14 protein-coding genes are annotated in these 26,073 nt (G+C 48.5%); 5 read left to right on the top strand and 9 right to left on the bottom strand.

Annotated elements, in window-relative coordinates; translation table 11 throughout:
* Positions 1–15: 15 nt before the first annotated feature.
* Positions 16–1,500, bottom strand: a complete 1,485-nt coding sequence (locus ACN0YH_RS01055; protein WP_417377700.1) for an HlyD family secretion protein — start codon at positions 1,498–1,500, stop codon at positions 16–18.
* Positions 1,490–3,625 carry a peptidase domain-containing ABC transporter gene (locus tag ACN0YH_RS01060; RefSeq protein ID WP_417377701.1) on the bottom strand — a complete coding sequence of 712 codons (2,136 nt, stop codon included), beginning with the start codon at positions 3,623–3,625 and terminating at the stop codon, positions 1,490–1,492. Before ACN0YH_RS01060 ends, ACN0YH_RS01055 begins: the two co-directional genes overlap by 11 nt.
* Positions 3,626–4,646: 1,021 nt before the next feature.
* Here ACN0YH_RS01060 and ACN0YH_RS01065 point away from each other — a divergent pair.
* On the top strand, positions 4,647–5,546 hold the full coding sequence (locus tag ACN0YH_RS01065; RefSeq protein WP_417377702.1) for a DUF6268 family outer membrane beta-barrel protein: 900 nt from the start codon (positions 4,647–4,649) through the stop codon (positions 5,544–5,546).
* A gap of 22 nt (positions 5,547–5,568) precedes the next feature.
* On the opposite strand, the gene ACN0YH_RS01070 is transcribed toward ACN0YH_RS01065, so the two are convergent.
* The 7 genes from ACN0YH_RS01070 to ACN0YH_RS01100 form a co-directional block, all read right to left on the bottom strand.
* Positions 5,569–7,002 carry a DUF1501 domain-containing protein gene (locus ACN0YH_RS01070; protein WP_417377703.1) on the bottom strand — a complete coding sequence of 478 codons (1,434 nt, stop codon included), beginning with the start codon at positions 7,000–7,002 and terminating at the stop codon, positions 5,569–5,571.
* Between the two features lie 9 nt (positions 7,003–7,011).
* On the bottom strand, positions 7,012–10,227 hold the full coding sequence (locus ACN0YH_RS01075; RefSeq protein WP_417377704.1) for a DUF1549 domain-containing protein: 3,216 nt from the start codon (positions 10,225–10,227) through the stop codon (positions 7,012–7,014).
* Between the two features lie 20 nt (positions 10,228–10,247).
* On the bottom strand, positions 10,248–11,894 hold the full coding sequence (locus ACN0YH_RS01080; protein ID WP_417377705.1) for a FecR family protein: 1,647 nt from the start codon (positions 11,892–11,894) through the stop codon (positions 10,248–10,250).
* Entirely contained in the window at positions 11,887–12,414 is a 528-nt protein-coding gene (locus ACN0YH_RS01085) for a sigma-70 family RNA polymerase sigma factor (RefSeq protein ID WP_417377706.1), read from the bottom strand. Before ACN0YH_RS01085 ends, ACN0YH_RS01080 begins: the two co-directional genes overlap by 8 nt.
* A 595-nt stretch (positions 12,415–13,009) precedes the next feature.
* Positions 13,010–13,438 (bottom strand): hypothetical protein, encoded by a 429-nt coding sequence (locus ACN0YH_RS01090; RefSeq protein WP_417377707.1) that lies wholly within the window; start codon positions 13,436–13,438, stop codon positions 13,010–13,012.
* Between the two features lie 345 nt (positions 13,439–13,783).
* On the bottom strand, positions 13,784–14,749 hold the full coding sequence (locus ACN0YH_RS01095; protein ID WP_417377708.1) for a DUF1559 domain-containing protein: 966 nt from the start codon (positions 14,747–14,749) through the stop codon (positions 13,784–13,786).
* Positions 14,750–15,546: 797 nt separating this feature from the next.
* On the bottom strand, positions 15,547–19,014 hold the full coding sequence (locus ACN0YH_RS01100) for a hypothetical protein (RefSeq protein WP_417377709.1): 3,468 nt from the start codon (positions 19,012–19,014) through the stop codon (positions 15,547–15,549).
* A 565-nt stretch (positions 19,015–19,579) separates the two neighbouring features.
* Between ACN0YH_RS01100 and ACN0YH_RS01105 the strand changes: the two genes are divergently transcribed.
* From ACN0YH_RS01105 to ACN0YH_RS01120, 4 genes are all read left to right on the top strand, one after another.
* The gene (locus tag ACN0YH_RS01105) at positions 19,580–21,310 is read left to right on the top strand and encodes a hypothetical protein (protein ID WP_417377710.1); all 1,731 of its coding nucleotides are present in this window, start codon (positions 19,580–19,582) and stop codon (positions 21,308–21,310) included.
* Positions 21,311–22,040: 730 nt separating this feature from the next.
* The gene (locus ACN0YH_RS01110; protein WP_417377711.1) at positions 22,041–23,312 is read left to right on the top strand and encodes a hypothetical protein; all 1,272 of its coding nucleotides are present in this window, start codon (positions 22,041–22,043) and stop codon (positions 23,310–23,312) included.
* Positions 23,313–23,534: 222 nt separating this feature from the next.
* Entirely contained in the window at positions 23,535–25,490 is a 1,956-nt protein-coding gene (locus ACN0YH_RS01115; RefSeq protein WP_417377712.1) for a PQQ-dependent sugar dehydrogenase, read from the top strand.
* Between the two features lie 175 nt (positions 25,491–25,665).
* Positions 25,666–25,875 (top strand): hypothetical protein, encoded by a 210-nt coding sequence (locus ACN0YH_RS01120; RefSeq protein WP_417377713.1) that lies wholly within the window; start codon positions 25,666–25,668, stop codon positions 25,873–25,875.
* Positions 25,876–26,073: the final 198 nt, after the last annotated feature.

The following is a 26,073-nucleotide window of genomic DNA, read 5'->3' on the forward strand; positions in this document are numbered from 1 at the left end:
GCAATCTACCTTGTCTCACTTTGGTATTTTGGGAGGTTTGCTTTTATTGGTCTTCTGGTCCGGCTCCTGTACCGAAACGGCGGGAGGGAAACCATTTAGCTTCCGCCAGACTTCGTACCAGAGGGGTACCTGGTTCAGCAGCACCCAGGCATTCGCGCGTACACCCTGGCGTAGAAACCGATCCCGCGGCCACGGTTCGTCATTGGGATCGGGACGGATCAGAATTCGAAATTTCCCGAGTCCGTTATCAATGGAATCCACTGAAACAACCTGGCCTCCAAAAGTTCCCACCGCGACAGAAGGCCAACCGGAGAACTGCACGGCTGGCCAGCCCTCAAACTGCAGACGCACGTGTCGCCCTGGTTGAACCAGGGGGGCGTCATTTCCATCAAGCCAGATTTGAACAGAGCGGTCTTTTGTAAAGGGGACGATCGTACAAATCGGGTCTCCCTGCTTGAGGATGGCAGTCCCCAGATTGGGAGTAATCTGTACGATGTAACCGGCGAAGGGAGCTTTGATCACCTGGCTTTCCTGACGTGAAACTTTGACCTGCATATCCAGCAGTTCCTTCTCCACTTTATTCAGCTCCTGTTGTGATTTGGCAATATCACTCTCCGCTTTTGACACATCACCATTTGCTTTTCGTAACATGGCTTTTGTCTTGTCGATCTCAGCCTGGGCTTTCTCGACTTTGGCAGTTCGCTCACTCTGTTTACCTGACAGCTCATCTTTAGCAGCGCCATAATAGAATTCTGCGCCTTTGGCTTTGCTGTTTGCTTCTTTGAATTTTCGAGTTACTTCCTGCAGCTTCTGCAAGGAAATATTATTTTCCGCCTGCAGAGTTTTCATACGGTCATACTCTGCCTGCAGTTGTGGTAATGCTGCTTCATATTCTGCCAGCTTCTGCTGTTCCGCCCGCACCTTCTTGGCAGCCATTTCAATATAAGCATTCTGTGCATTCACCGTTTCACGCTTGACCGTTTCAAAAGCCTGAACTTGTGCCTGGTAGGATTCCACAATCGTTTTTGCTGCTTCCAGTGCCCGCTTGTTTGCTTCCAGGTGTTGCTTTGCAGCAACCAGCGCCTGCTGGGTATTCATGACCTGCAGATCCAGGCGTGCAGCGTAGGATTCATCGAGATCGCGAATCTCGGCGATGACCTGCCCTTTTTTAACCAGGGCATTCTCATAAATCTGATCCCCCCAGCGTGCAATGCGACCTTTGATAGTTGCTTGGATGACCTGCTGCCTCTGGTCTGGGGAATAAGCCAGTACATTGCCCGTTCCCCTCACCGACTGCTGCCACGGTGCAAAAACCATGACCGTAATTGTTAATGCAAGAATTCCGAACAATACTTTCGCGATCTTACGTGCCAGCCTTGATGACCGCGCCAGCCTCAATGCAGGCATACTGGATTCGCTGTACGCCACAGGGCTCAATAACGACCAGCGATTGCTTTTGGAATGCGATGCCGTTGTATCAAGTGCTTTCTTAGTTGACATGAGAGTTCCCCTCCTGCGACACCAGCTGCCCGTCATCCAATTGACAGATCATTGTTCCAGCCTCCGCCAGACTTTGTCGTCCCGTGACCATAACCATCGTCCAGAGTCGCTCCGAATCTGATAACATAGCCATCAACTGTTCTGCTTCCCCATCCGGAAAACAATCAATCACAGCATCCACGAGCAGCAAACGAGGACGTCCGACAATTGCCCTTGCGAGCATCAACTTACGAGCCTGATTGATAGACAGTGGATATCCATTATCGACCAGGTGGGTATTCAGTCCCTGAGGCAGTTTGATAATCTCATCGATCAACCCGACCCATTCCAATGCCTCGCGGACATCACTGGTCGAAACATAAGACCGCTCCAGATGAACATTTTCTTCCAGTGTCCCCGAGAATATTTCAACGTCGCGCACCAGCGCCACATGTTTCCTGAGTACATCCGGTCGCAAATCTCTGGGGTCGATGCCATTGATGGAGACATGACCTTCTTCAGGTTTTGACAAGCCGAACAAAAGATCCAGGACCTCGCTTTTACCACTTCCACTGGATCCCATTAACATCAAACGCTCACTGGATTTAATCTTCAGGTTGAGTGGTTCTCCATGATTTCCAGCATGACGTTTGGGACCAAGCAGATTAGTGATCACGACTTCTGCAGGTTTATCATGCGGTAATCCCAACAAACCATCCTGGCGTTCCATCGGCAGGTCAAATAAAACCCCAAGCTTATCTACCGATGTCAGCAGGTCATAATAACTCTGCAAGTGCTTTCCCATTTTTGCAAAAGAACCAACAATGACAGTCACAATCAGTTCCGCTGCTACGAGTTGCCCCAGAGTTAACTGTCCGGCAATAACCAGCCAGCCTCCCAGTCCCAATAATGCGGTACTGGCAACCGCCTGTAGCCCTAAGGCGAAGATAATCTGCCGCATCACGATGCGAAAATGTTTTTTACGTGCGATGAGATATTCATACGTCAAATGATCGGCCTGATCGAGCGCAAATTCAGCCGCCCCCCGATAACGAAATGCTGTCGGACAGCCTATCAGATCTTCAAGCCACGCTGCGACTTTGTACTTCGCCTTTGATTCCTTGATACTACTGTTGACGGCACCGCGCCCCAGTACAAAGATAATAAATGCGATCAGCCCCAGTAACACCACATCGAATCCCAGCAGCCAGGGATGGTAAAATGCCAGAACGGTCATACCAATCAGCGTACTCAATACCAGAGATATCCCGTCGAGCAGTAGTGTTGACGAGGCTTTTTGGACGGTAATGACATCGAAAAAACGATTCACCAGTTCTCGGCCTGATTGTCCTTCAAGGGTTGACGGCACGATTCGTGGCAACCGATAGGATAAATCTGCCGCGACTCTCGCAAAGAGCCGACGTTGAATAATTTCCACGACATAGGTCTGTAACCCTAACAGAGCAGCAGAAAATGAGAGAAATGCCAGGAGCATCAAAGCCAGAACAATCAATGGTTGCAGCAGACGTCCAAAGGCAACAGTATTCACCAGGGTCTCGACAGCGAGTGGCGTTGCCAGAGCCAGCAATCCAGTCACCAGAGCAAAAACGGTGATTGTCCAGATATCTGCAGATTCCGGTTTCATCAAAGCGAGCACCCGGTCCAGCGGCAGTTGTGCATGCAACTCATGGCCGGGATCAGTGGAAGTCGTCAGTTCGGGTTTAATAATCAGACACCGAATCACTTCATCCCGATTCTTAATCTGCAGTACTCTGCGCATCCTGCGAGCACTCATCCAAACCCGGTGCTGTTCCTGCCCCGGCTGCAATATCTGAAAACGTCTCCTCTTAGCTGCTACCAGCGCCACCCATTCCGGAGGATTCTCCACATGGGTAATAATCCGTCCGCCTTCACTGGCGACTTCAGTCAATTCACGAAATGTGCAATCCATTACTTTGTATTTCAGTCCCAGGCTACGACTGGCTTCAACCAGCCAGTCCCACCATTCGACATCTGATTCTGCTGAGTTAACTGAAGTCGCTTCAATTAAAGCGCGTCGAATCCGGGTTCGATCCGCTGAGCGACCAGAATCGACGGCCAGTTGTTCAAATAACCAGGCCGCTGATTTGATATCAGATGGAATCATATTTGAACCTGGATCTATGGAGGAATCCTGATTGTCTGGCGGGTTATTAGACATAAAACACTCGAAGTACTTAAATAATAGTAAAATGGCATCGCTGGACGAAAATCAGAAGCAGGCGTTATGGAATTGATTTAGTAGATTTCGCGTTCCTGTTCAATGAAAGTAGCCTGTAATTCTGACATCGGAAGATCAGCGTTACAAAGTTCACAACTTCCAGATTTCTTTGTTTCCTGTTCAAGCCATATTTTAAACGATCTGCGGATGCCCACTTTGGACCATTGATCCGCCCCCCCTCTCATCAGACCATAAATTAAACGACGAGGCAGATTGCGCCATTCACTGTCCTGCCCGCATGAGCCACGAATTAATGCTGGAACAGGACAACGTGATTCTATTTGAATCAAATTTGATAGATCAGTTTAAAATACGTAATACTCCATAACCTCTTACCCTGACTCAAGAAACCGACTATGCATTGATTTCGTGTTAAAGCTTTAAGCAACTGTCGACCAGAACACAGTGCACAAATGAACCGAACTCTCTAAAGATCGTAATGCGCGGAGGTTCATTCAAAGCAAAAATACTGAAAACCAAAGTTTTAAACGCTCCTTTTGAAGTTCCAGCGAATGGCAGAAACGATTAATTGACCAGTTCCAGTTAGCCGCGGAATATTATTTTTCTAAATGATTCAAGCTAAATTGCGATTGAGCAGCCCCGATTCCCTGTAAATTTTTGTTTTTGTATTGGTCAACTTTTACCCTGGAACTACAATCAACTAAATTCCTCTCTTATCTATTCAACTCCTTCATCTCTGTATTTGGCTTTCACTTCTTCAATTTGTCATGGATGACATAATCTGATGCCGTTTCTTTTCAGGATATTGTGTTATAGTCTCGTACTATTCAGTTGCCAACTGAATCTATCTGCGCAGACGATGCAACAATCTGAAATTTCAGCCCCACCATCAACTGAGCCCGGATATGTTGTTTTATTGCCAACCGATCAGTTTTTGCGGAATGAATTGGAATCTCCACGAGATGAGTTCCCGGTTCCAGAAACCATCCCTGAAGATCCTCTGGAAGATCCAGGCTTCGATCAGCAGACGGAATCAAAGCGTCCACCAGACTTGAAATCTTTAATGCGTCCCCGGTTTGATCTCGCTGCCGAATGGGAACCGGAAACCGATGGTGTTGAGATCAGTTCCTCTGACCTCGCAATGAAGTTGCCTTTATATCCCCTTTTTGGACCACCGCCCCCATTCCTGACAGCCGCCTATTCTTATACCGGGATCAACGCCTCCCCTGCCCTGGATTTACCTGAGAACCTGCATCAGTTTTCACTGGGACTGGCATGGATGCGACGAATCAATGATAAGTGGATGACCAGAACGATGCTCAGCGCCGTATTTGCGTCTGATCTGCAGAACACAGGCAGTATGGCCTGGCAGTTCCGAGGCGGGATGTTCGCCATGTACCGCCCCAATGAAAAGTGGAACTGGGCGTTCGGCGCTTTAGCCACCGGCCAGGAGGACATCCCGGTGATTCCCGTTCTGGGCGCAATCTGGGAACCATCTGACTCGATAAAAGTCAATCTCATGTTGCCTAACCCGCGAGTTTCATTCCTCTTGTCCGAGTCTTCCGATCGGCAGCATTGGGGATATGTGGGCGGAGGCATGTCTGGTGGAAACTGGGCCTACCAACGTGCCAATGGAACTTCAGAGAGACTTAATTATCGAGAATGGCGATTTGTATTGGGCTGGGAATCAATACCACCGCAAGAACCCGGGCGCTTCGGCAACGCTGGCAGGAAGTATAATGTAGAAATCGGTTATGTCTTTGGACGTAAATTTGAACTGGAGAGGAATGCCACAGATATCAAAATCGATAACACATTACTGCTCCACAGTGGTCTCAGCTTTTAATTTGGTTTCTTCAAAGCGTGTCCTAACCGGTCACCAGTTTCGTTTGGAACTCACCTTCATTGATTGTGGGGCGTTCGGGACGGCCATTGTATTCATAAACCAGTTTCATACGGTCCAGCCCCATCAGGTGGAGGATCGATGCATGCAGGTCATGTACGTGCATGCGATCTTCTATGGCTCGCAGGCCCAGTTCGTCGGTCGCGCCGATCGTCTGACCTCCCTTAACTCCTCCGCCGGCCATCCACATGGTGAATCCAGTTGGATTATGATCGCGGCCATCTCCTTTTTCCGACATGGGAGTACGACCGAATTCGCCGCCCCACACGACGAGAGTCTCATCCAGTAACCCTCGCTGCTTCAGATCCTTAATCAATCCAGCGACCGGAAGATCCATCGTTTTACAGAGTTTCGTGTGATTTTTTTCAATGCCGCTGTGGGCATCCCACTTACTCCCGGCTCCATGATAAAGCTGTACAAAGCGAACGCCTTTTTCGACAAGACGACGCGACATCAGACACAACCGACCGAAAGAGGATGTCTCCTCCTGGTCCATACCATAGAGCTTCCGTGTTGCTTCAGTCTCCTGGCTGAGGTCGACCGCCTCGGGGGCTTCGGCCTGCATACGAAATGCCAACTCATAACTGGCGATACGTGCTTCCAATTGGGTCTGACGGGAATGCTCGTGTGTAAAGTCCTGATTCAGAGATTTCAGAAGCGACAGTTTACTCTGCTGGCGGATATCCGTAATCCCTTCCGGATTGTTCAGATTCGGAATCGGCTGTTTGCCTTCCCGCAGTTGAATTCCCTGATAAACCGCCGGCATAAATCCTGTTCCCCAGTTGCGTGGTCCATTCACAACCTGTGAGCGGTTATCCTGCATGACGACGAACGAGGGAAGGTCCCGGTTTTCCGAGCCAAGGCCGTAGGTCACCCAACTCCCCAGTGAGGGACGACCGCCTGTCAGCGAGCAGGTATTCATCTGGCAGACGCTTGATGAGTGATTTAGGCCATCTGCCCAGCAGGAACGGATCACGGCGATATCGTCAACACAGGTTGCGATTTCGGGTAGCCAGTCGGAGACCCAGGTGCCCGCTTCGCCGTGCTGTTTCCATTTCCGTTTTGAAACCAGTAAGGGTGATCGTGATTCTCCGGCCGCGGTCAGAATTTCGCCGAAGCTGTCGGGCAGACTTTTGCCTGCCAGCTTATTTAAGAGTGGCTTGGGATCAAACGTATCGATCTGGCTCGGGCCCCCTTCCATGAACAGGAAGATGATATTCTTCGCCCGCGGCTGATGATGTGGTACCTGGCCGGTGTTCGTCACGGACCGTCTAGATTCGGAAGAGCCTTCTGCCTGGGAGAGCAGACTGGCCAACGCGAGAGCGCCAAATCCGTGTCCGCTCGTTTCCAGAAATTCCCGACGGTTTTGGGGTATTTGAAAATGTGGCATTGAAAACATGTAATCGCCTTAATGGACGTAGAGAAATTCATTGGAATTCAGCAGGATATGACACAGATCGACAAACGCCTGCCGACGTGGATTGCCGGCTGACGACATCTGGTCATCATTGCTAATGTGATGCTTATTCTTCGAACTGTCCTGGAGCATGCCTGGTACAGGATCAAATTTCCAATAGCCCAGTGTGTCCTTCGTAACAGACTCCTGTGTGAAAAGTAGAGACTGGGAGTCCAGCGCCTGCGATGAAAAGCGGATATCATCAATCAGACCATCAAAGAAACTCTGAGGATTGCGAACCATGCGACCGAAGGCGATGGGCAGGCTATTGTTCTGCACCTGAACTATCCGGTGTTTTTTCGTGATCCGGCCTAATTGCTCATCGTCATTCGAGAGATCTTTCAGGTAAAAGTCGATCGTGCCTGCCTGCTCACCAGTGACGTGAAAACTGACCGCGGCATAGTACGGCGTATTAAGTTGAATGTGTTGATCAGAAAAAATGATCTCGTCACCCACTGAGCCGTCGCTTCTCTGCCCAAATGTGCGAAAAACAAGGGTTTGCGGCTTCCGTCGCGAACCTCGGCCCGTGACACCGAAAATCCAGCCCGGTTCAGGCACCTTGCCGCTCCACTTCGAAACCAGCGTACGCACAGCCCCCGATTCATAGATCGACCGGATCTGGAAGAAAACTTCGATGGTGTTGTTTTCCGGTTTCAACTGTTTGTCATCTGCGACATAAAAAGGTGATGGCTGATCCGCATGAAAGACAACCGATTGCCCATTCCGGTAAGGCATGGACGCCGTTTCCAGTTGCTGCAGATTCACCGTTGTTTCCTGCTCAGACAGCAGTTTTTCCTGGCGCGTGAGAAACTCTTTAGCTATCGTCAGTTCCTCACTGGTAATTGCTCTGCCAAAAACAATTTCCCACGCTCGTATCAATTCGGCATCTTCTTTTTCAATGCCCGAAACCGTTTTCGATTCGTCAAATGCCCTTTTTGAAAGCTGATCGGCAAATCGTAACATTTGCTGACTATTGAACAACTGCAATGATTGAACCGGAGACGTTGTCGTATCGCGTGCAGGGACGCTGGCAAAAAACCGTGGCAAGTCAAACACCTCTAATAACGGATCACTGCTGTTTCTCATCATCCGTAAATAGATGGACCGCCTTGGTACACTGGCAGCGACTCCGGGACCGCCGGCTTGCAGGTTAAGCTGTCCGGTTACTGCCAATATGGAATCGCGAATTTGTTCTGCGTCGAGTCGGCGTGTCTCTGCACACCAGTAAAACTTGTTTCCCGGATCGATGGCAATCATCGCCTCTTCCTGTGGATGCAAAGCAGATTGGCGATAAGTTGCAGAGGTAACAATCAAACGATGCAGGTTTTTGAACCGCCAACCGTCGTCGAGGAACGCTTGAGTCAGCCAATCGAGTAACTCAGGATGCGTAGGCGGGCCACCCAGACTTCCAAAATCACTGCTGTGTGGTGCCAGGCCTTTGCCAAAGTGATACTGCCAGATGCGATTCACGATCACTCGTGTCGACAGGGGATTGCTCGGCTGTGTCAGCCAACGAGCCAATGCGCTTCTGCGACTGGTAGTCTTATCGTTTGGGGGTCCCAGATGTTCGTCAGGGGTTTCATTAAGAATTGCCAGAAAACCGGGCTCACATTCCGTACGTTTCTTGGGAATGGTTGTCGTGGGGGACTGTGGTCCGATATCCCGAGCCTGTTGCGCCACAGGTAGCGGCGCGGGTTTCAGTTGATCGAACTTTGCCAACTGGCGTCTCAAATCCAGGACCTTTTCTTTATCCGCCGGTTTCAGTAGCCTGTCAAGCTTCTCATAATTATATTCCACCTGACGCCATGCCAGCTTTACCAGCTGTTGTTCACGCGGAGTTCGTTTTCCTGCCGGTTTTTTAATCATCGCCTGGATGTCGGGCGGAAATGACTTGATGACGGCTTCGGCTTTCGCTCGATAGGGATCCTGAACTGCAGCAATTTCCTGACGAATTTGTTGCGTGGCCTGCTCCCAGGCCGCAATTTCCCGCTGGTACTTCTCATGTTGACTGGTTGAAGCGGCTACTTCGCTGGTCTGAATCAGGATCGGCTCAAAGAATGCCCGCAGTTGGAAATAATCTTTTTGCAGAATGGGATCGAATTTGTGATCATGACATCGGGCACATTGCATACCGACTCCCAGGAAGACGTCACCGACAGTATCGGTCAATTCATTGAGCATCAGGTTCCACTGCCCGGCAACATCACGGCTGTTCCACTCATAGGTTCCGTGCGTCAGGAAACCGGTTGCAATTTGTGCATCGACATTATCAGGGAACAGTTCATCCCCCGCTAACTGTTCCTGGACGAACTGATTATAAGGCTTATCCTCATTGAGCGATCGGATTACGTAATCGCGGTAGCGCCATGCATGCGGTCGATAGCCGTCGGCACGATAACCGTCCGAATCTGCATACCGCACGATATCAAGCCAGTGCCGCGACCAGCGTTCTCCATAGCGAGGACTGGAAAGCAGACGATCAACAAGACGCTCGTAAGCATCCGGGCGCTGATCGTTTACAAATCTCTGCACTTCCTCCGGAGTGGGAGGCAGGCCGTGCAGGTCAAAATAGACCCGACGGATCAATGACCGCTTGTCTGCTTCTGGAGCAGCAGTCAGTCCCTGCTGTTCCAGCGTGGAAAAGATGAACTGATCTACTTCGTTACTGTGACGCTGTTTGATCTTTAATGACGGTACAGTTACCTCCTGTAAAGGCTGAATCGCCCACCAGGCGCGGTCTTTCTCAGTGAATCCAGGGCCATGTTCCTGGCGAACCGGAACCGAGTCGTCCGCTCCCGGCCAGGGAGCACCCAGGGAGACCCATTTTTCAAGTATCTTAATCTGGTCTTCCTTGAGTTTTCCCGCCGGAGGCATTTCATACGATTCATAGCGCACCGCCTCCATGAGCAGACTTTCGTCCGGTTTGCCGGGAACCACTGATGTTCCCGACTCTCCCCCCAGTAGCATATGGCCACGCGTGTCGAGCCGCAGAGCACCTTTTTGCTCCTGTTCACCGTGACAAGACCAACAGTGCTCTGAGAGTAAGGGACGCACTTTTAATTCAAAGAACTTCATTACATCCGGAGCAAGTTCAGCGGCATTCGCCGAAGCCCCCAGCCACAGAGCGATGCAAAGAGAGGTCACAATAAATTTGAACAAGTTGAGCATAAAACCTGAGATCTACTACGTTATTTGACGGGGGGAAGACCAACAATGACAACCGGATCAATCCGGTCTTTGTCGTCGTCGGCGTCTTGAAGGAAAAGTCCGGTGATTGCTGCGCCAGGCGGGATGTTCATGTCACTCAGATCGATACCAACGACAAACAAGCGAGAAGGAACTTTATTTATTAGCTGTGACCGCGCTGTGTTGGGAAGAGGTGTGCCATCGTCAGCTTTTTCTGAACTCAAGAAAGTCAAACGACATCCCGTCATCAGTCTGGCCTCTGCCGAATAACCATCAATATCGTATTTCCTGATGGTGATCGGCTGTGCGTCGGGATGCTCTGTATGCGGATACAAATGGAACACGTCTCCCTCCAGAGAATGCGCGATCGACTGTGCGTCGAATAGAACGAGATCGGGACCGGGTGAATTAATAATCGGCCGATCAAATATGAGATTCATGCCGGGCGTTCCCTGGGGGCCTAATGTAAATTCTCCCTGATGCAGTTCTTTCTGGCCTGACGGGTTAATGAATGCCGAAGCAAATAACAGATTCATTGAACCAAATTGATTGTATGCTTCAGCAGGGGAATCCGCGGGAACAATCCCAAAAGCGTGGGTTCCCGGTAGATAATGATTGATACGTGGCAGAATAAAATCATCTGTATGATAAGTACGAGGAAGACCTGCGCGTTGCACGTATAAAGACGACAGCTCCTTTGCCAGCCCAGATTCATCCTGGATCGATTCATATGCCATCAGCCGGTCCGGTATCGTGGCGACATATTGTTCGTCTTGCGGGGTTTTATCTCCGTCTTTTATTTGCAGGTCAGTACCAACATAGGCGGTATCGCCTTTGAACAATGTTTTCTTGCGGGCTCGATTCAGCGAGGATATTTCAGCCTCGCCTTCGACGACCGCCACATTGGATGATCCATCTTCAGCGACGGCAACGGAAAAACGAGTCCCTAAATCGACCACTTCACTTGTGGGTGTCGTGACCTCAAAACCTTCGGCCCCCTTTGGCGCATAAACAGAGCACTTGCCGAGATTCACAATAAGCTCATCATTTTTTACGACCTGGAATTGCGCAGGTGCACTGAGAATCACTTCGGCGCCTGAAGGAAAAAGAATCTTTATCAACCCTTCTTGCAGCATGTAATGCTCTGAGAAGTGTAAGCGACTTCCAATCAGCATGGGAGAATTGGAACCACGAAACACAGTACGATGTCCTGCGATAAATCGTGCTTCGGAAACCAATTCTTTCGGCGTATTTTTTATGGTCGCTGACTCTACTGTTTTTGATGGCAGATCACTCTCTGCAGCTTTGTTTTCAGCGAATTGATTTCTTGATTCAAGGGCAGGTAGCACAAGGAGAATCACAAGCAGGCAGGCCAGAGTGCACGCTGTAAGTGCCAATACGCTGAAAGCAAGAGATTTTTTTTGTCGGCTGCGCTGAAGATTGAGTTCGGGAGCGTTTTTGCTGACGCCTCCCAGTTCGATCAGTGACGAATCAAGCCACATGTATTCCAGGTACAATGCCTGGCGCTCTGGCTGATCTATGAGCAAGGACTCCAAAAGTTCAGCATCGGCTTTATCAAGAGAACCATCGGCCAGACGGCAGAGTAGCCGTTCAAATTCTTTCTCATTTTTCTGATTTTGATCAGGCATGTTCCACCTCCGCCACCCGGCGCCTTACACACTCTTTTAGCTGGCTACGGATTCTGCCAACCCGGTCATAGAGCGCGTTAATTTTCATTCCGGTTTCTTCCGCGACGGCCGAGCACTTCCGCCTCTCCCAGTAAACCTGCTGTATCAACCATAAATCTTTTTGACGCAGCGTTTTCAAACATTTCTCCAGTGACAGCATCTGTGTACTATGATTATTTTTCTGGGAAGACATGCATTCGAAGAGCTGTTCGAGTAACTGCTCTGAGAAAAGATGTCGATCACGTGAAGACACACGTAAAAAGTTTTTCACTTCGTAAAACGCGATGCCCATCGCCCAGGGCAGGAAATCACAGTTCGTATCAAACTGGTCATACTTTGCCCACATAATCATACTGCAACGCTGGTAAACATCTTCCGCATCAGCGTGATCCGCCAACAATGAATATATAAAAGCATACAACTGTCGACGATTCGCCGTCAGAAGTTTTGTGAATTGCCTTTCCTGGTTTTTCTGTTCCATGAGGTTTTCCACTATGATACCCTCCCCTGCAGGACAACACGCAATAACCCTGGTCTCTATAAGTAATCGTACGCCCAGAAGATATTACAGGTCGTGTATTCAAATAATCCACAAATTATTTCGTTATTTGTAGTTTCCGATACCGACTATTCTTAACGAATTTCCAGAGACTGTTTGTCCATTGACGTCAGTAAAGAACGGGAGGCGGAATATTCTGAAGAGCCGGAATCAGTATTCCACGACGTAGTTTGTGGACACTTTAATCAGGTGGGTCCCGTATTCTTACATTGCCCCTTCATAGCTCTCACCGTTTGAGATAACCAATGGAGTTTTTACCGCTGCTTTGACAGTCTTTAATTTCTGATGCTACATATGAAGCATTGCTGGTCGCATATATTCTCATCATACACTGTCTCAATGGCCACACAGCCACCGCAAGCTCCTGTTGAAACATTGTAAGTGCTTGTTCACCCACAAAGTTAGTCTGCCAGCATTCCACATTGAGACAATACTCAATTTGGCGGTCCGGAATGAGCTCCCGTTTTTCTGGTGGGCAGCGACATGCAATTGAAAGAACCAATCGCGGTGGTATCCGTCACTTCAGCTCAAAATCGAAATTGTTTTCACTTTCATTTGCAGTCACTTTGGCTTCCAGACCACTTTTTATAAGAACTCCATACTTTGAAGGAATACGTGAGACGGGTGCAATGAGAACTTCTCCCTCCGAGCTGACAGCTTTCTTGCCGGGAGGCAGTGGTTGGAAGGCCTCAATCGTTACTCGATGTGAGCCAACGACAGCCCCGTTGCGTCCTTGAGTGGAAAGATTAAATTGCCCTGACTCATTCGTCCTGCCTATGGCGACAGGGCCTTTCTCCGGAGTGAAGGCAATGCCGGCATCAGCAAGCGGTTTTCCTTCCCACGTGACAGTTCCTTCAACGGCAGCCACCTGGGGGCCATCGCTCCCGCTACAGCCAACCAGGGTCTGCGCAGAAATGAGTAGCAGGAAACCAGTGAATCTGTTCATTCAATTCTCCCATTAAAATATATTCATAGTGTCCGATGTTATAATTTGAAACAAACGGAGATCAGTATTCTCCAAGTTACAAAGCAGGAGGTGGTGAACACTCCGAAGGAAGGATTAAAGGGATTACTTCCTGTTGACTGAGTATTGCATTCGAGCTGCGGTCGCAGATCAGCTTCCCACTGACGTGAGTGCGCACTTCACCTGAAAATCGAGTTCTGAGAACCGCCTTCCCCTCCTCAAATCCAAAACACGACTGGACTGCGTCCAGGTTTACTGTTGCGCTTCCAGAGCTGTGTGGCCCGAGTAGATTGGGTTAAGAGTCGCTATCGTTAAATGTAATGCGCTCTAGAATTCGCCGAGTACGGCCCCGTCAGCGCGATCACCCAGATGCTGGAACGTGTCGGCATGATCGATGTTTTCGCTGAGAAAACGCACGGCACCGTCGACCATCAAAAAGTGAGCCCCTCCGGCATGCATCGACTTAAACCCAAGAGAGTAGTTCCACTGAGTATGAGCAGTGCAGGCAGAATTTGTGATACGACGGGAAGCTCCTAATTGATCGCACGTTGTAAATTCATTGATGGGAGTAAGCGTCATCGTTTCAGCGTTGCAGGTTGACTGTGCGTAAGACCAACTCCCCCTGTCTGCGTCCAGGCATGATGGCAGAGTCTCACCTACCTGGATGGTGTTTGACGCGCCGTCTAGAACATCCGCAATACGGATACTTGCTCCATTCCTGGAGATCATGCCAGAGATACCACTCTTCAAAAGCGTCTTTCCATAGAGGGTTGATTTTAGTGCATAAACCTGAAAAGGACTGCAAGCGGAGGAGCCACTGGGTGCTGATTGCGACCCCATGGAACCGGCATAGTTGCATTGGGCATATCCTGCCCGCGGTTGATTATATGGGTCGCTGGGGCACTTATATATCGTCATCGGTATTTCTCGTACGATTCTGCCATCAGCAAGCGTTGCCTGCACTGCAGAGGCGGTCGCACCGGACATGTCGATCTGATTAAACAATGCTGCCTGATCTATGTTCGGTAAAATACGGACCTGCCAGCTTACACGCGGCGGACGGTCACGATCTCCTGTTCCACCAATGGGAAACATGCCGTATGTCTCATGATAGTTGTGGAGCGCCAGACCGATTTGTTTCAGGTTGTTTTTGCAATTACTGCGGCGCGCCGCTTCACGTGCCTGCTGTACCGCCGGAAGGAGCAATGAAACAAGTATCGCGATAATTGCAATTACAACCAGTAGCTCAATAAGCGTAAAACCTGATTTCTTCCCACGACTACGGTTCAACATAACAAAGCCCTTCCTGAAATAAGATAATCAAACGCTGGAATAAGAACTGAATACAAGGAAACCAGAAATGGGATCATTAAGCGAGGAACTGTTTTCACAAATTCGCTCTCAATCATTGCCACGATTCCTAGACATAAAAGTCAGCAGTACCACTTGATTAAACATGATTAAACACTTTGTTCAATCAAACATAAAACAATCATCATGCGCAGCGTCGAACCGCTCGATGAGCAAGTTGTTGCCATACGAGTTCAGGCTCAATTAATATCGAGTCACATAAGTAATCGTATGCTCATCGAATAATTCAGGTCTGTTTTTAAAAAATAATAATTATTTCTGACTGTTTGTGTGAGGAGAACAAAATAGAGGACGTGCATGAAGCCGACTTTTACTATGTGCAACACGAAATTTCACCGTGAAGCTTGGCTGTCACTAAATAAAGCAAAGAGCTTACAGGTAACTTTAGACGGTGTCCCGTTTTCCTGTAGCGTCTCCAGGGTTGTTTGGCCCGAGTAGATTAGATTGAGAGACGCTATCGTTAAAATTGATGCGCTCTAAAATATTCAGCAGGTGACACAGAGCACATGCATTGAACTGTGAATTTCATTCACCTTTAGACCTGCTGATTGAATGCCTGCTGGCCTTACCAGTGCTTTGTCAAGCTGGAAATTGAGGGTTGGGGGTATGGTTTACGTGCTCCGTTGTCGCAATCTCGGGATATCAATCAACCCATATTTTAAAAATGACACTCCACCAGTTTGTCACTCTTGAGTTTTCTTCTCAGGCACACATGCAGCTTAGTGAGAAGAGATCAACTGACGCTCTTTATACATTTTTAAAGCGAGTTGAGCCGTTGCCCTGCGATCGTAATCCGCAGTTTTGTCGAGGGCAGTTGCCTCGATCAGCGGACGAGATTCGGGCAGTAAGACCGTTAGTATCTCTGCAATCTTGTATCGCTTCTCCAACGAACAACCATCACTTTTTTCCAGAATGAGACGTGTCGGCAAATCGCCAAATCGATTGAGGATAGAAAAAACTTGTCGATCCAGGATATACGTTTGAGAATCGGGTGCATCAATGATTGAATGCAAAGCTCCATACTGAAACATGCGCTCGATTGATTCACCAGGGTCTTTGAGCAAAACATCGAGTGCCTTAGTGCGTTCCTTCTCAGTCATGTCAGTTATGTATGTGGGATCTCGAAAGATTATGTGAATATTCTCATCCAACTTGCGCAACTTATTGTAACTAATTTTCCTTTTGATTCGTTTGTCAAAGATAATATGTCCTATTGCGTATGCTGTAGAATTAAATGCGTATCCTACACCTTTATTTTGATCTGAGTTCTTTACGATTTCCCTGAGGTGGGGAATGGCGCGTTGATCTCCGGTCTCTATGAAAGCTGATATACAAGTCGAGTGAAAGTCTGCTTTCCGGCCTTGGACAAACTCCAGATAATAACCTTCAACAAATGGATAGGCCGATTTATCTCCCCCCTTTTCCGCAATAACTTTAACGAGCCGTTGGTTCACCCCTTGGCCTAGTCCTTTTCTATAAGTGAGTTTTGCAATATCAGTCGGTTCAGCATGATTTGCTAAAACATTAATAGCTGTTCGCAGTTCCTCTGTAACAGCTTTAGAATTCAGATAGAAAGTAAGTTTTGTAATATCAGTCCCTTTAGCATACTTTGATAAAACTGTTTTGGCTGTTTGAGGTGCCTCATAAAGAAATTTAGTATTACGATAGACGCTTTGAGCGCGAGCGATTTCCTCAGAAGTCTGGTATTGAGCAAGAAACGGGGTGATACGTGATGCCAGTTCAGGATATTTTTTGCGTAGACGATTTAATACCGGCTGTGCCTTTTTTTGATCATCTGACCGAACTAATAAATCGAGATACTGAGTGAAAGAACGTGCAGAATACTCTGCAACATGATCAGAAATGCGAACGAGTTCCTCAAAATGCTCAGGGAGAGTCATAGAAAATAAAGCTTCCAGGCCAGACCAGAAAATTGATGGATCATCGGTCGACTGAATAAATGCAATAATCCGTTGCGCAGTCTGGGGTGATCGAAAGGAACGAAGGGCACTGTGAGCCAGGTCCTGTCGTTGCCACACTGCTCTTGGAATAGTATGTTTCTTCGCATGCATTATTAAACGAAGATCGGGATTAAATTGATTGAGCACAAACGGTAACGCGGCTGACTTATCCATTTGCAATTCTCGAATCAACCTGAGCGATTCATTAACTCGTTTTGGGTTCGATTCAGCGAGCTTCAACAACGTGGCGAAGTTTTGCTTTGAGTCAACTCCAGCAGTACACAGCATAAACAATCGGCCCATTTGTTCCTGCACATCAAGCTTCGCGCTATCAAGTTGATCGAGCCGCTTTATCAACTCTAATCTTGAATCAAAACCCCTGTAGTTGTAGATTATTTTAAATCTTTCGAAGTCACTGTCGGATATGATTTTAGGCGACTTCACCTTAGCCTCAATCCATTCATCGGTTTCTGCATCGCGACCAGGTTTGCTATTCAGTAATCGCGAAAGTTTGGACTGGAAGTCAGGGTATTCCTGCTGGATCTTAACTAAAAATTGATAGGCCTGTTTTGCTCTCAGCGTGGAAAACAAGGCAGTCATTAACAGAGGTCTGACCGTCATATTTTTGGTTTTCTTAAGAACGGTCTCAATATCAGCCAAATCAACACGGGGCCTGCCGAAAGAATAGCCATCACCTTGGAAATCGACCGCAATAAAATGCAGCATCGTTGCCTCATTGGTGAGTCGAGTCTCAAAGCGACAGCGACCATTTTCCAGAATTGTGACTGATTGGGGAACAGGAGCAATAATTGGCTGAACTGTTGCAGGGCACGTTACCGTCACAGGCACAGCTTGAAGCGCAGGAAATACGGCCGACAGTTCAGTGATTTCACCGAAAGACCGGCCAGCGTTGCCCGGACTGGGATATGAAGCCATGAAACAATCATACTCAATGACGATCTTACTATGACTTTTAGCCTGTAATGGTGCAGCAAATGAAATTAATACTGGCTGACAATTGGGATTTAAGCGGTATCTGTACAAAAACAATTTCGCCTGCTGTGGCCGACCAATTTCATCCAACACTGTCGGGTCAGTATAAAAAGTGTTATTTCTTCTGCCTGGGCCAAAGGCATACTTCATCAATTTTCCAGTGTAGGGGCTCATTAATGAATCACTGAAACCCCATTCAGCGAGTTTTTTTGATCTTTCGTTATCCTCCATTTTTATTTCTTGATCGATATCAGGAAACAAGGTTCTCATAAGCGATACACTTGGGGGATTAGCATGGGGATGGGGGTGGGGATGGTAAGAACCGGTTGCGATATTTTGGACAAACTGCTTTGACAGTTGCAGGCTCAACCCCATATTGTCGTGCATGTATTTTAGTATCGGACCGTTGAGCAGTTCCTCTGGCTCACGCTGCATATTCCAGGCCTGACGCAGCTTCGGTACAAGCTCTGCGAGATCTGGCTTAGAGGCAAACCACTTGTCGGCCTTCGCACGCCATTGCTTCTCATAGGGAGCGAAACTATAACTACGAGCAAGAATCGAAACGTATTTCTTATGAGTATTGGGTAAGTCAATTCTAAACTTCGGATCGATCTCAGGCATCAACTCGATCAGATCGAGAAGTGAAGTATCTCCCCTGGCAACATGATACGCAGCAGATACATTAGCATCACTTTTATAAATCAAATATTTCTTCACACGACTCTTAAATGTCGAGGAAATTTCCCTGAGATTTTCACGGTCTCTGATAAGTTGCCGATATTTGGTGACCAAACCAAGTAGTTCCGCATCTTGCTTAATCAAGGCTTCAAGCCGATCCTCCCACTCGTCCTGATTTTTAAATTCCCGAAATCCAGTATAAGGAGTTGCTGGTTTTAAGACCGGCTGAGTTTCATACTTTACTGGCTTACCATCAACCAGGATACGACACCACGGCTTTTTGGTATTATACATCGCCCTTAGTGGAGCAGACACGGGAAAGGTTCGCGTAAGACTGTCAGGTTTGTCTGACGGATTATGCAGCGTAAACGAAACGCGAAACGAGGTGTTCAAAGATTGTTGCGGAGTAAATTGAACATTAATATCAATGGCCCCCTGCTCAATTCGCACAGCAGACTCTTTTTTGTGCTGAACGGCAAAAATGAGGGCAATTGGCACCAAAAAGAGACACGAAATAATCAGGCTCAGAAAAAAACGAAAAGAAATCGTGTGCATCGCAGACCTCATGTCCCTGGTGGGAGATTGAGTTAAAGAGAACTGAACCGACCTTGTACAATTGTAGACTTATTCTTCAGATCTTCAAGTTCTCTTTCATAACTCTCAAACAATGGGCTGACCACCAACGACGCGTTACGTCAGCAACCAGTAAAACTGAAAAGTAGATGGTCACAGCCGCGAACGCATCAGCATTTCATTGAAGGAAACTGGCAATGAAGCCCAGGAGAAGAGACTTACCCAAAAGCTCGTCTGGACAACTGATAAAACGCCGGGCTGTAACCTGCCAGGTAAGTCGATATTAGATCCGCAATTGTCAAATCCACAACCATTTCACCTGGCATCCGCTTGCCCCGGTCATTGTTTTATTATATTTTTAATAGTGGAGCATTTATGATTCTGCATCCATACAAAGGATCAATTCGCTTTAAGAGAGTAAACTGGTTACCTGAAACGTCTCTCATGCTTTAAAAACCGGGCTGGATGGCACTGAAGACGCTTTTGCAAACCTGGATACAGGCTTAAGTCGGGATTCTGGAACTCAATACAGGACAAGGAGGATACAGTGTCTGACCCGGTTTTTGTACCTGGCAAACCGCTGCAGTGGCTCGTAATCATTGCGAGCAGCCTGCTGACGATTTCTTTTTCTACTTCGGATCTCTCTGCCCGGGAATCTACAGATCCAGCGGGCCCCCAGTGTGTGGCTCTGGAACTCTTTATTCGCAATGACTGCGCTGATTGTCCGGAAGTCCAGCAGCGAATCCAAGCCTATGCTAAAAAACGGGGACGCATCAAACTCCATATCCATAATCTGTCTGAACCGGGAAAGCATGTAGAACGGTATCAGCAGATTCTGAAATACTTCCAACTGCAGGATGCCGAACTCCCCGTCGCCTATGGCTGTAATTCCCTCCTCAGAAAACTACAACCCGATACTTCCACAAACGAACGCATCGATAAACTGTTCACAGTCGATATCTATGTCCGTTCGGGATGCGCGCGTTGTGACGCCGCCAAAATCTTCCTGAAAGAACTAAAACAGCGCTACCCGGTGTTTGAATTTCATCTGCACGACGTCGTGTCAAACCGCGCTGCAGGAACCAGGGTCCAGGAACTCGCCAATCGCTACGGTAAACAGGCCGTCAGTGTCCCGGCATTTCATTTCTGCAACCAACTGGTAATCGGCTGGATCAGCGAACAGCACACGGGATCGAAAATCGAAGAGGCCCTCAAATTCTGGACAACGACCTGCCCCAAACCGGAAGAGGACGATAACAAGCAGAGTTCCCTGCTATATCCGGATCATGTTCAACTGCAGTTTGTGACATTCCAGAGTGAAACGACTCCAGACAGTCCTGTCCCGGCATCGGACAGTGAACCGGTTCCTGTTTCCCCCGTTCCCGGAAACAATTCCTCTCTACGTCCACCACCAGTGGCTGGCGATGATTCACTCCCTCCTGTTCCAGGCGGCGATGCCAGTCTCCCCCCACCTCCGGGAGCCATCCCACCTCCACTTGTGGGAGAGCCCCAGGCTCCTGTTCCCTCACAGGAGGTGGATACGATAGAAGTTCCCTTGCTGGGAGAGCTGAGCAAAAGCCGGTTAGGAATGCCGGCTTTTACTTTTTTAATCGGCCTGGTAGACGGCTTTAATCCCTGCGCCATGTGGGTCCTGCTGTTTCTGCTTTCCTTACTCGTCAACTTAAAAAACCGGGCCAAAGTTCTTGCCGTTGCCGGGACTTTTGTGCTCATCAGTGGCATGGCTTATTATGCGTTCATGGCAGCCTGGCTCAATGTCTTTCTGATCATCGGCTATCTGCCCCTGGTTCAGTTTCTGCTGGGGACGTTTGCAGTCCTCATTGGTCTGATCCATATCAAGGATTTCTTTGCTTTCAAAAAAGGCATCTCACTGTCGATTCCGGAATGGGCCAAGCCCGGCCTCTATGCCCGTGCCCGTAAAATCGTCACCGCCGAAAACCTGACTGGTGCCATCCTCGGTGCCTCAATCCTGGCCGTACTGGTCAATATCATCGAACTCCTCTGCACCGCTGGCCTCCCTGCGCTCTACACCCAGGTTTTAACCATGCAGAACTATCCTGTCTGGAAAACCTACGCCTACCTCGGCCTGTATATCCTCGCTTACATGCTTGATGATGCCCTCATGGTTTCTATTGTTGTCGTCACCATGGGTCGTCACAAACTGCAGGAGAATCAGGGACGCTGGCTCAAGCTCTTCAGCGGAGTCGTCATCCTCTTGCTCGGACTGGTCCTGATCTTTAAACCATCACTGCTCCATTAAACACCTCAGTGAATAAACCAGTCTTGACAGCTGCGCGCCACTTCGAATGATACGCTTAATTGTGAGTCGCGCGCAATCCACTATAAGTTCACCTGAATAACAGAAACGAATTATCAGACAGCACTATGAAAGTCCCTGGTTTCAGCACGATTTGAAAGATAACTGCTCATCCATTCCTCTCGTATCGACACACTTCACCGCACTTTCAAGCCGGCTTCGACCTGGTTTCGTTCTGATATCAATACCTATCGCCACGGTATCGCCACAACATGTTTTACAGATCCCCTTGACGGCCCTACGCCACTCGACAAAATCGTCTCCCACAAGTCGGAATTGCCCACGGAAAGAGGCAGTCCGATCAGAGCTATCACGACAGTTCAGAATTGAGTGACACTCAGGATTTTTCATAGCACTATATTCTATCACAAATACGACCTCTAATGAGACCAGGGTGTCTCAGCAGGACAGAACCGTTCAGCGGGGAACGTGTGTTTTAAAAATAAAACCTGTGCACGAAATTGAAAATCCCAGGCGGTTGCACAACTCCTCTTGAAATTCGAGCGACCGCGACGGTACCATTGATAGCAGGCACACATCTAGAGCGTATCACATTTAACCATAGCGTCTCTCAACCTATTATACTCGGTCCAAATGGCCCTGGAGACGCTACAGTAAAACTGGACACACTCTAATTCTTTGTTGCCCGTATATCGTGAAGAGGCTCCCCACTATGAAAGTCAGACGAGAGAAAGTCCTTCTGTTGTTACTGCTATTTTTGGTGCAGTTCCTCTACAGCAACAGAGACGCGTATTCGCAGGGTGAACCAGTAGAAACGTCACCCGCAATGAGCGTTACTGACTTCTTCAATCTACAGGCCGATCAGCAGCGGCAACAGCTTTATGCTGCAGTCAAACACCGCTTGCAGTTATTCGACAACATCGCTTACTCGACGAACAACGTGGTCTTCAATCCCCATCAAAACTTGAGCATGTTTCCTGAAGAGGGTCCCTTTACAGTACCAACTGATACAGAGCCCCCGAAGCAAATGAAAAAGTATTATTCGGTAAAACGCCTCACTGATTCTTACCACAAACAGATCAGGCAGGTCTGGCCTTACATTCCGAAACTTGGTTCGAATCTGGTCGAACATTCAGAATTCGCCTATGATGCACCGCAAGGCATCTATCAGAGAATGAATCTGGTTCAGGAACATAAACCGGCTTTGATTGCGCCTTATGCTGTGATTGCTTCATACGAAGACTGGGTCAACCAGGAAGATCGCCTTGAATATTGGGGATACGGCACCACCAAAACTCGCGGCGTGTACTTTATCAATGATGCGGCCCTGGAACTGGAGGGCTTGATCAGTTACGCAGGAAGCAGTCAGGCTCCCAACGAATCGATCGAACCAGGTAAGATTAATGATGTGGAAACGATCGCTTTGACTTTCAGGTCAGAACTTCCTCGACAGACAGGTCGCAGGGGAACTCTGACCGTCCATTTTGACCCGCAACGCCAGTTTCTGCCGGTTGCTTATCGACTCGAACGCACGGAAAATAGAGCAGGAATGTTTGAAGTGCGCTGGCTTGAAGCGATGCTGTTGCTGGATGCCGTCAAACAACAGGGGCACTGGTTTCCTTCGCGATTTCAATGGCTGCAAAGTGGGGGGCTCCCGACCGCTGACAAACTGGTGGCAGCCTACGATGTGAAAGTAGAATCCATCGCATTTGACACCGTTTCACAAGACGAGCTGGCTTTCACGTTCCCGGCGGGGATTGATGTAACAGACAATATCCGAGGTGTGTCTTTTTCTGCAGACGGCAAGGGAGGCGCCCAGGGTGAAATCCAGGGGATTCCCTATTTGAACCTGACTTACCTTAGAGTCCTCCTGCGACGCTATTTTCCAAAAACCGTCATCCCAGTCACGATTGCAGGTCTGTTCTTCATCGGCTGGTGCATGAGACGCCAACGACCTCTACCAGACATTGAGCACGCAGCGTAATCTGGTCGGATAAACCTGAATCAGCCAGATTCTGCCCGGTTTGCCAATTCGCACACAACATTGTCCTGTCGAGCCAAACCCGATTCTGGACAGTCAGTCTGCGTTTATAGTTGCTTCTGAACCCAATTTGTTAGATAACTGTAGGGAAGATAGACTAGTTCCCCCTACAGGACTTAATTTACCAACTCACACCGATTATTGATTAATAAAGGAAGCGCACCTGTGATTCGAAAACCCAGATCTTTAGCACTGTTTTTGATCCCCGCCTGTCTGACTCTGCTCCTGAGTACAGCAGCAGTCACGAAGGCCGACTCTGATAATTCCGATAACAAGCTGTCCAAAGCCGAACAAAAAAGTGGCTGGAAACTGCTGTTTGATGGCAAGACCACCGACGGCTGGCGCAACTATCAGAAAGACACCATCAGTGACGGCTGGACGATCCAAGATGGCGTTCTGTCACGTTCCGCTAAAGGGGCCGGTGATATCATTACCGATGACCAGTTCGGATTCTTCGAACTCTCACTGGAGTATCGCATTTCTCCTGAAGGCAACAGCGGCCTGATGTTCCATGTCACCGAAGAAGAAAAAACTCCCTGGCGGACCGGACCGGAAGTGCAAATTCAGGATAACGTCGATGGGCACGATCCTCAGAAAGCAGGCTGGCTTTATCAACTCTACAAACCGGCAACGCCCAAATGGATGATCGAGGCCGAAAAAGCAGGCAAGAAAATCACTCCGGAAGTCGTTGATGCCACACGCCCCGCTGGAGAATGGAATCACCTGTTTCTAAGAGTCGGGCCAGATCGATCCCAGGTCATCATGAACGGTGTCAAATATTTTCAGTTTGACAAAGGCAGTGCCGACTGGAATAAACGCGTCGCCGCCAGCAAGTTTGCCAAGTTCCCCAAATTCGGAAAACCGACCAAGGGACATATCTGCCTGCAGGATCACAATGACCTGGTCTCTTTCCGCAACATCAAAATCCGCGAAATTCCCGCCGACGGTTCCGTACAGGATCCCAGTGATGGCGAACTCGCCCTCAAAGGCGTACCCACTTTCCCTGAACTGCAATGGGAAGGCTGGGAACCTGTCAATGAAGAAACCGGAAAAGTAGTCCCCCTGCGACCGATGGTCATCACACACGCCAACGATGGCAGCGGGCGCATTTTTGTGGCCACACAACGCGGCATGGTACACGTCATCGATAAAAAATCACCTGGGAACACAAAACTGTTCCTTGATATCCGTGATCAGGTTGCTCCCTGGAAAAAGAATAACGAAGAAGGCCTGTTAGGATTGGCCTTTCATCCCGACTTCAAACAGAACGGTCAGTTCTTTGTTTATTATTCTGCCGAAGGAACACCGCGAAAATCGAAGGTTTCCCGCTTCACTGTTTCCAAAAACGATCCCAACAAAGCCGATCCCAAAAGTGAAACCACTATTATGGAGATCGATCAGCCTTATGGTAACCATAATGGCGGCTGCATTGAGTTCGGTCCGGACGGCTATCTGTATATTGGTCTCGGCGATGGTGGTTCTGGTAACGACCCCCTGGGTAACGGTCAGAATCTGGAAACGTTACTCGGTTCCATTTTGCGGATCGATGTGAATAACGCAGCCGATGGCAAAAACTACGCGATTCCTGCAGACAACCCGTTTGTCGATCGTGCCAATGCAAAACCGGAAATCTTTGCTTACGGGGTGCGGAATATCTGGCGGCTGAGTTTTGATCCCAAAACCAAAACGCTGTACGCCGGCGATGTCGGGCAGGATCTCTGGGAAGAAGTTAACATCATCAAAAAGGGAGGCAACTACGGCTGGAGTGTTCGTGAAGGCACACATAACTTCGGCAATCGTGCACAGACCGCGAAAGAAAAACCCATCGATCCCATCTGGGAATACGATCACGGCGTCGGTCGCTCCATTACCGGCGGCATCGTTTATCGCGGTAAACGCCTACCTGAACTCGATGGCCTGTATGTCTATGCCGACTTCGTCTCCGGCAAAATCTGGGCTCTCGAATACGATCAGGAGTCAGGTGAAGTGACCAAGAATCTCCGCCTGGCTGCCAGTACGGTCCCCGTCATGTCATTCGGCACCGACGAAGACGGCGAACTGTACTACACCGTCCAGACCGTCAAAGGGGGGGAAGGTATCTTCCGCTTTGAGAAGAAGTAAACATTTAACAAGAGGGAATGATTGAAATGAGCCAGATTTCTTTGATACAAGAGATCTGGCTCTTTCTTTTTAAACATTCTTGAGACATCCCATGGAAACGAAAGATTTATTTTAGTTGCTGGGTGCGATATTCTGTCTCGCAGGAATTCTGACTTTAAACATCAGCGTTTTCATAATGAAACGAGCAGGGCTCTGGCATTCTGTGAAAGCGTTTGGTGTCGATGTCCCCAACTGGAGCTTTCACGAAAGTCTGCATTCGTTTTGGAAAAACCGAAACCTGATCGATTCGAAAGTACAACATCGCCTCTACTTCCAGTGGAAACTGGGATTCATGTTTCTTGTACTGGGCTTGATGTCGTTCCTGTTAAGTGCACTGGGGCAATAAGAGAAGATCTCTGATGATGCAAAATTGATTAATCATCCAGTAGCTCCCACTCCCTTCATCCATAGGTATTACTACTCACGCCCCCTGCTCCTCTTGAGATTTTCCTGAATTTTCTGGCTCTCATTGAATTTCATCGATATCATTGAAAACCGGTAGACAGTCGAGCACGTATCGTGGCCTGACCATTCCACTTGTCGT

Origin of the sequence: Gimesia sp., assembly GCF_048262075.1 — a bacterium.
Taxonomy (GTDB): domain Bacteria; phylum Planctomycetota; class Planctomycetia; order Planctomycetales; family Planctomycetaceae; genus Gimesia.

Coding starts and splice junctions, on each gene's coding strand:
- ACN0YH_RS01075 (WP_417377704.1), bottom strand. CDS start 10,227: ATGCTCAACTTGTTCAAATTTATTGTGACCTCTCTTTGCATCGCTCTG.
- ACN0YH_RS01055 (WP_417377700.1), bottom strand. CDS start 1,500: ATGTCAACTAAGAAAGCACTTGATACAACGGCATCGCATTCCAAAAGC.
- ACN0YH_RS01080 (WP_417377705.1), bottom strand. CDS start 11,894: ATGCCTGATCAAAATCAGAAAAATGAGAAAGAATTTGAACGGCTACTC.
- ACN0YH_RS01100 (WP_417377709.1), bottom strand. CDS start 19,014: ATGCACACGATTTCTTTTCGTTTTTTTCTGAGCCTGATTATTTCGTGT.
- ACN0YH_RS01095 (WP_417377708.1), bottom strand. CDS start 14,749: ATGTTGAACCGTAGTCGTGGGAAGAAATCAGGTTTTACGCTTATTGAG.
- ACN0YH_RS01120 (WP_417377713.1), top strand. CDS start 25,666: ATGAAACGAGCAGGGCTCTGGCATTCTGTGAAAGCGTTTGGTGTCGAT.
- ACN0YH_RS01060 (WP_417377701.1), bottom strand. CDS start 3,625: ATGATTCCATCTGATATCAAATCAGCGGCCTGGTTATTTGAACAACTG.
- ACN0YH_RS01070 (WP_417377703.1), bottom strand. CDS start 7,002: ATGTTTTCAATGCCACATTTTCAAATACCCCAAAACCGTCGGGAATTT.
- ACN0YH_RS01090 (WP_417377707.1), bottom strand. CDS start 13,438: ATGAACAGATTCACTGGTTTCCTGCTACTCATTTCTGCGCAGACCCTG.
- ACN0YH_RS01085 (WP_417377706.1), bottom strand. CDS start 12,414: ATGGAACAGAAAAACCAGGAAAGGCAATTCACAAAACTTCTGACGGCG.
- ACN0YH_RS01110 (WP_417377711.1), top strand. CDS start 22,041: ATGAAAGTCAGACGAGAGAAAGTCCTTCTGTTGTTACTGCTATTTTTG.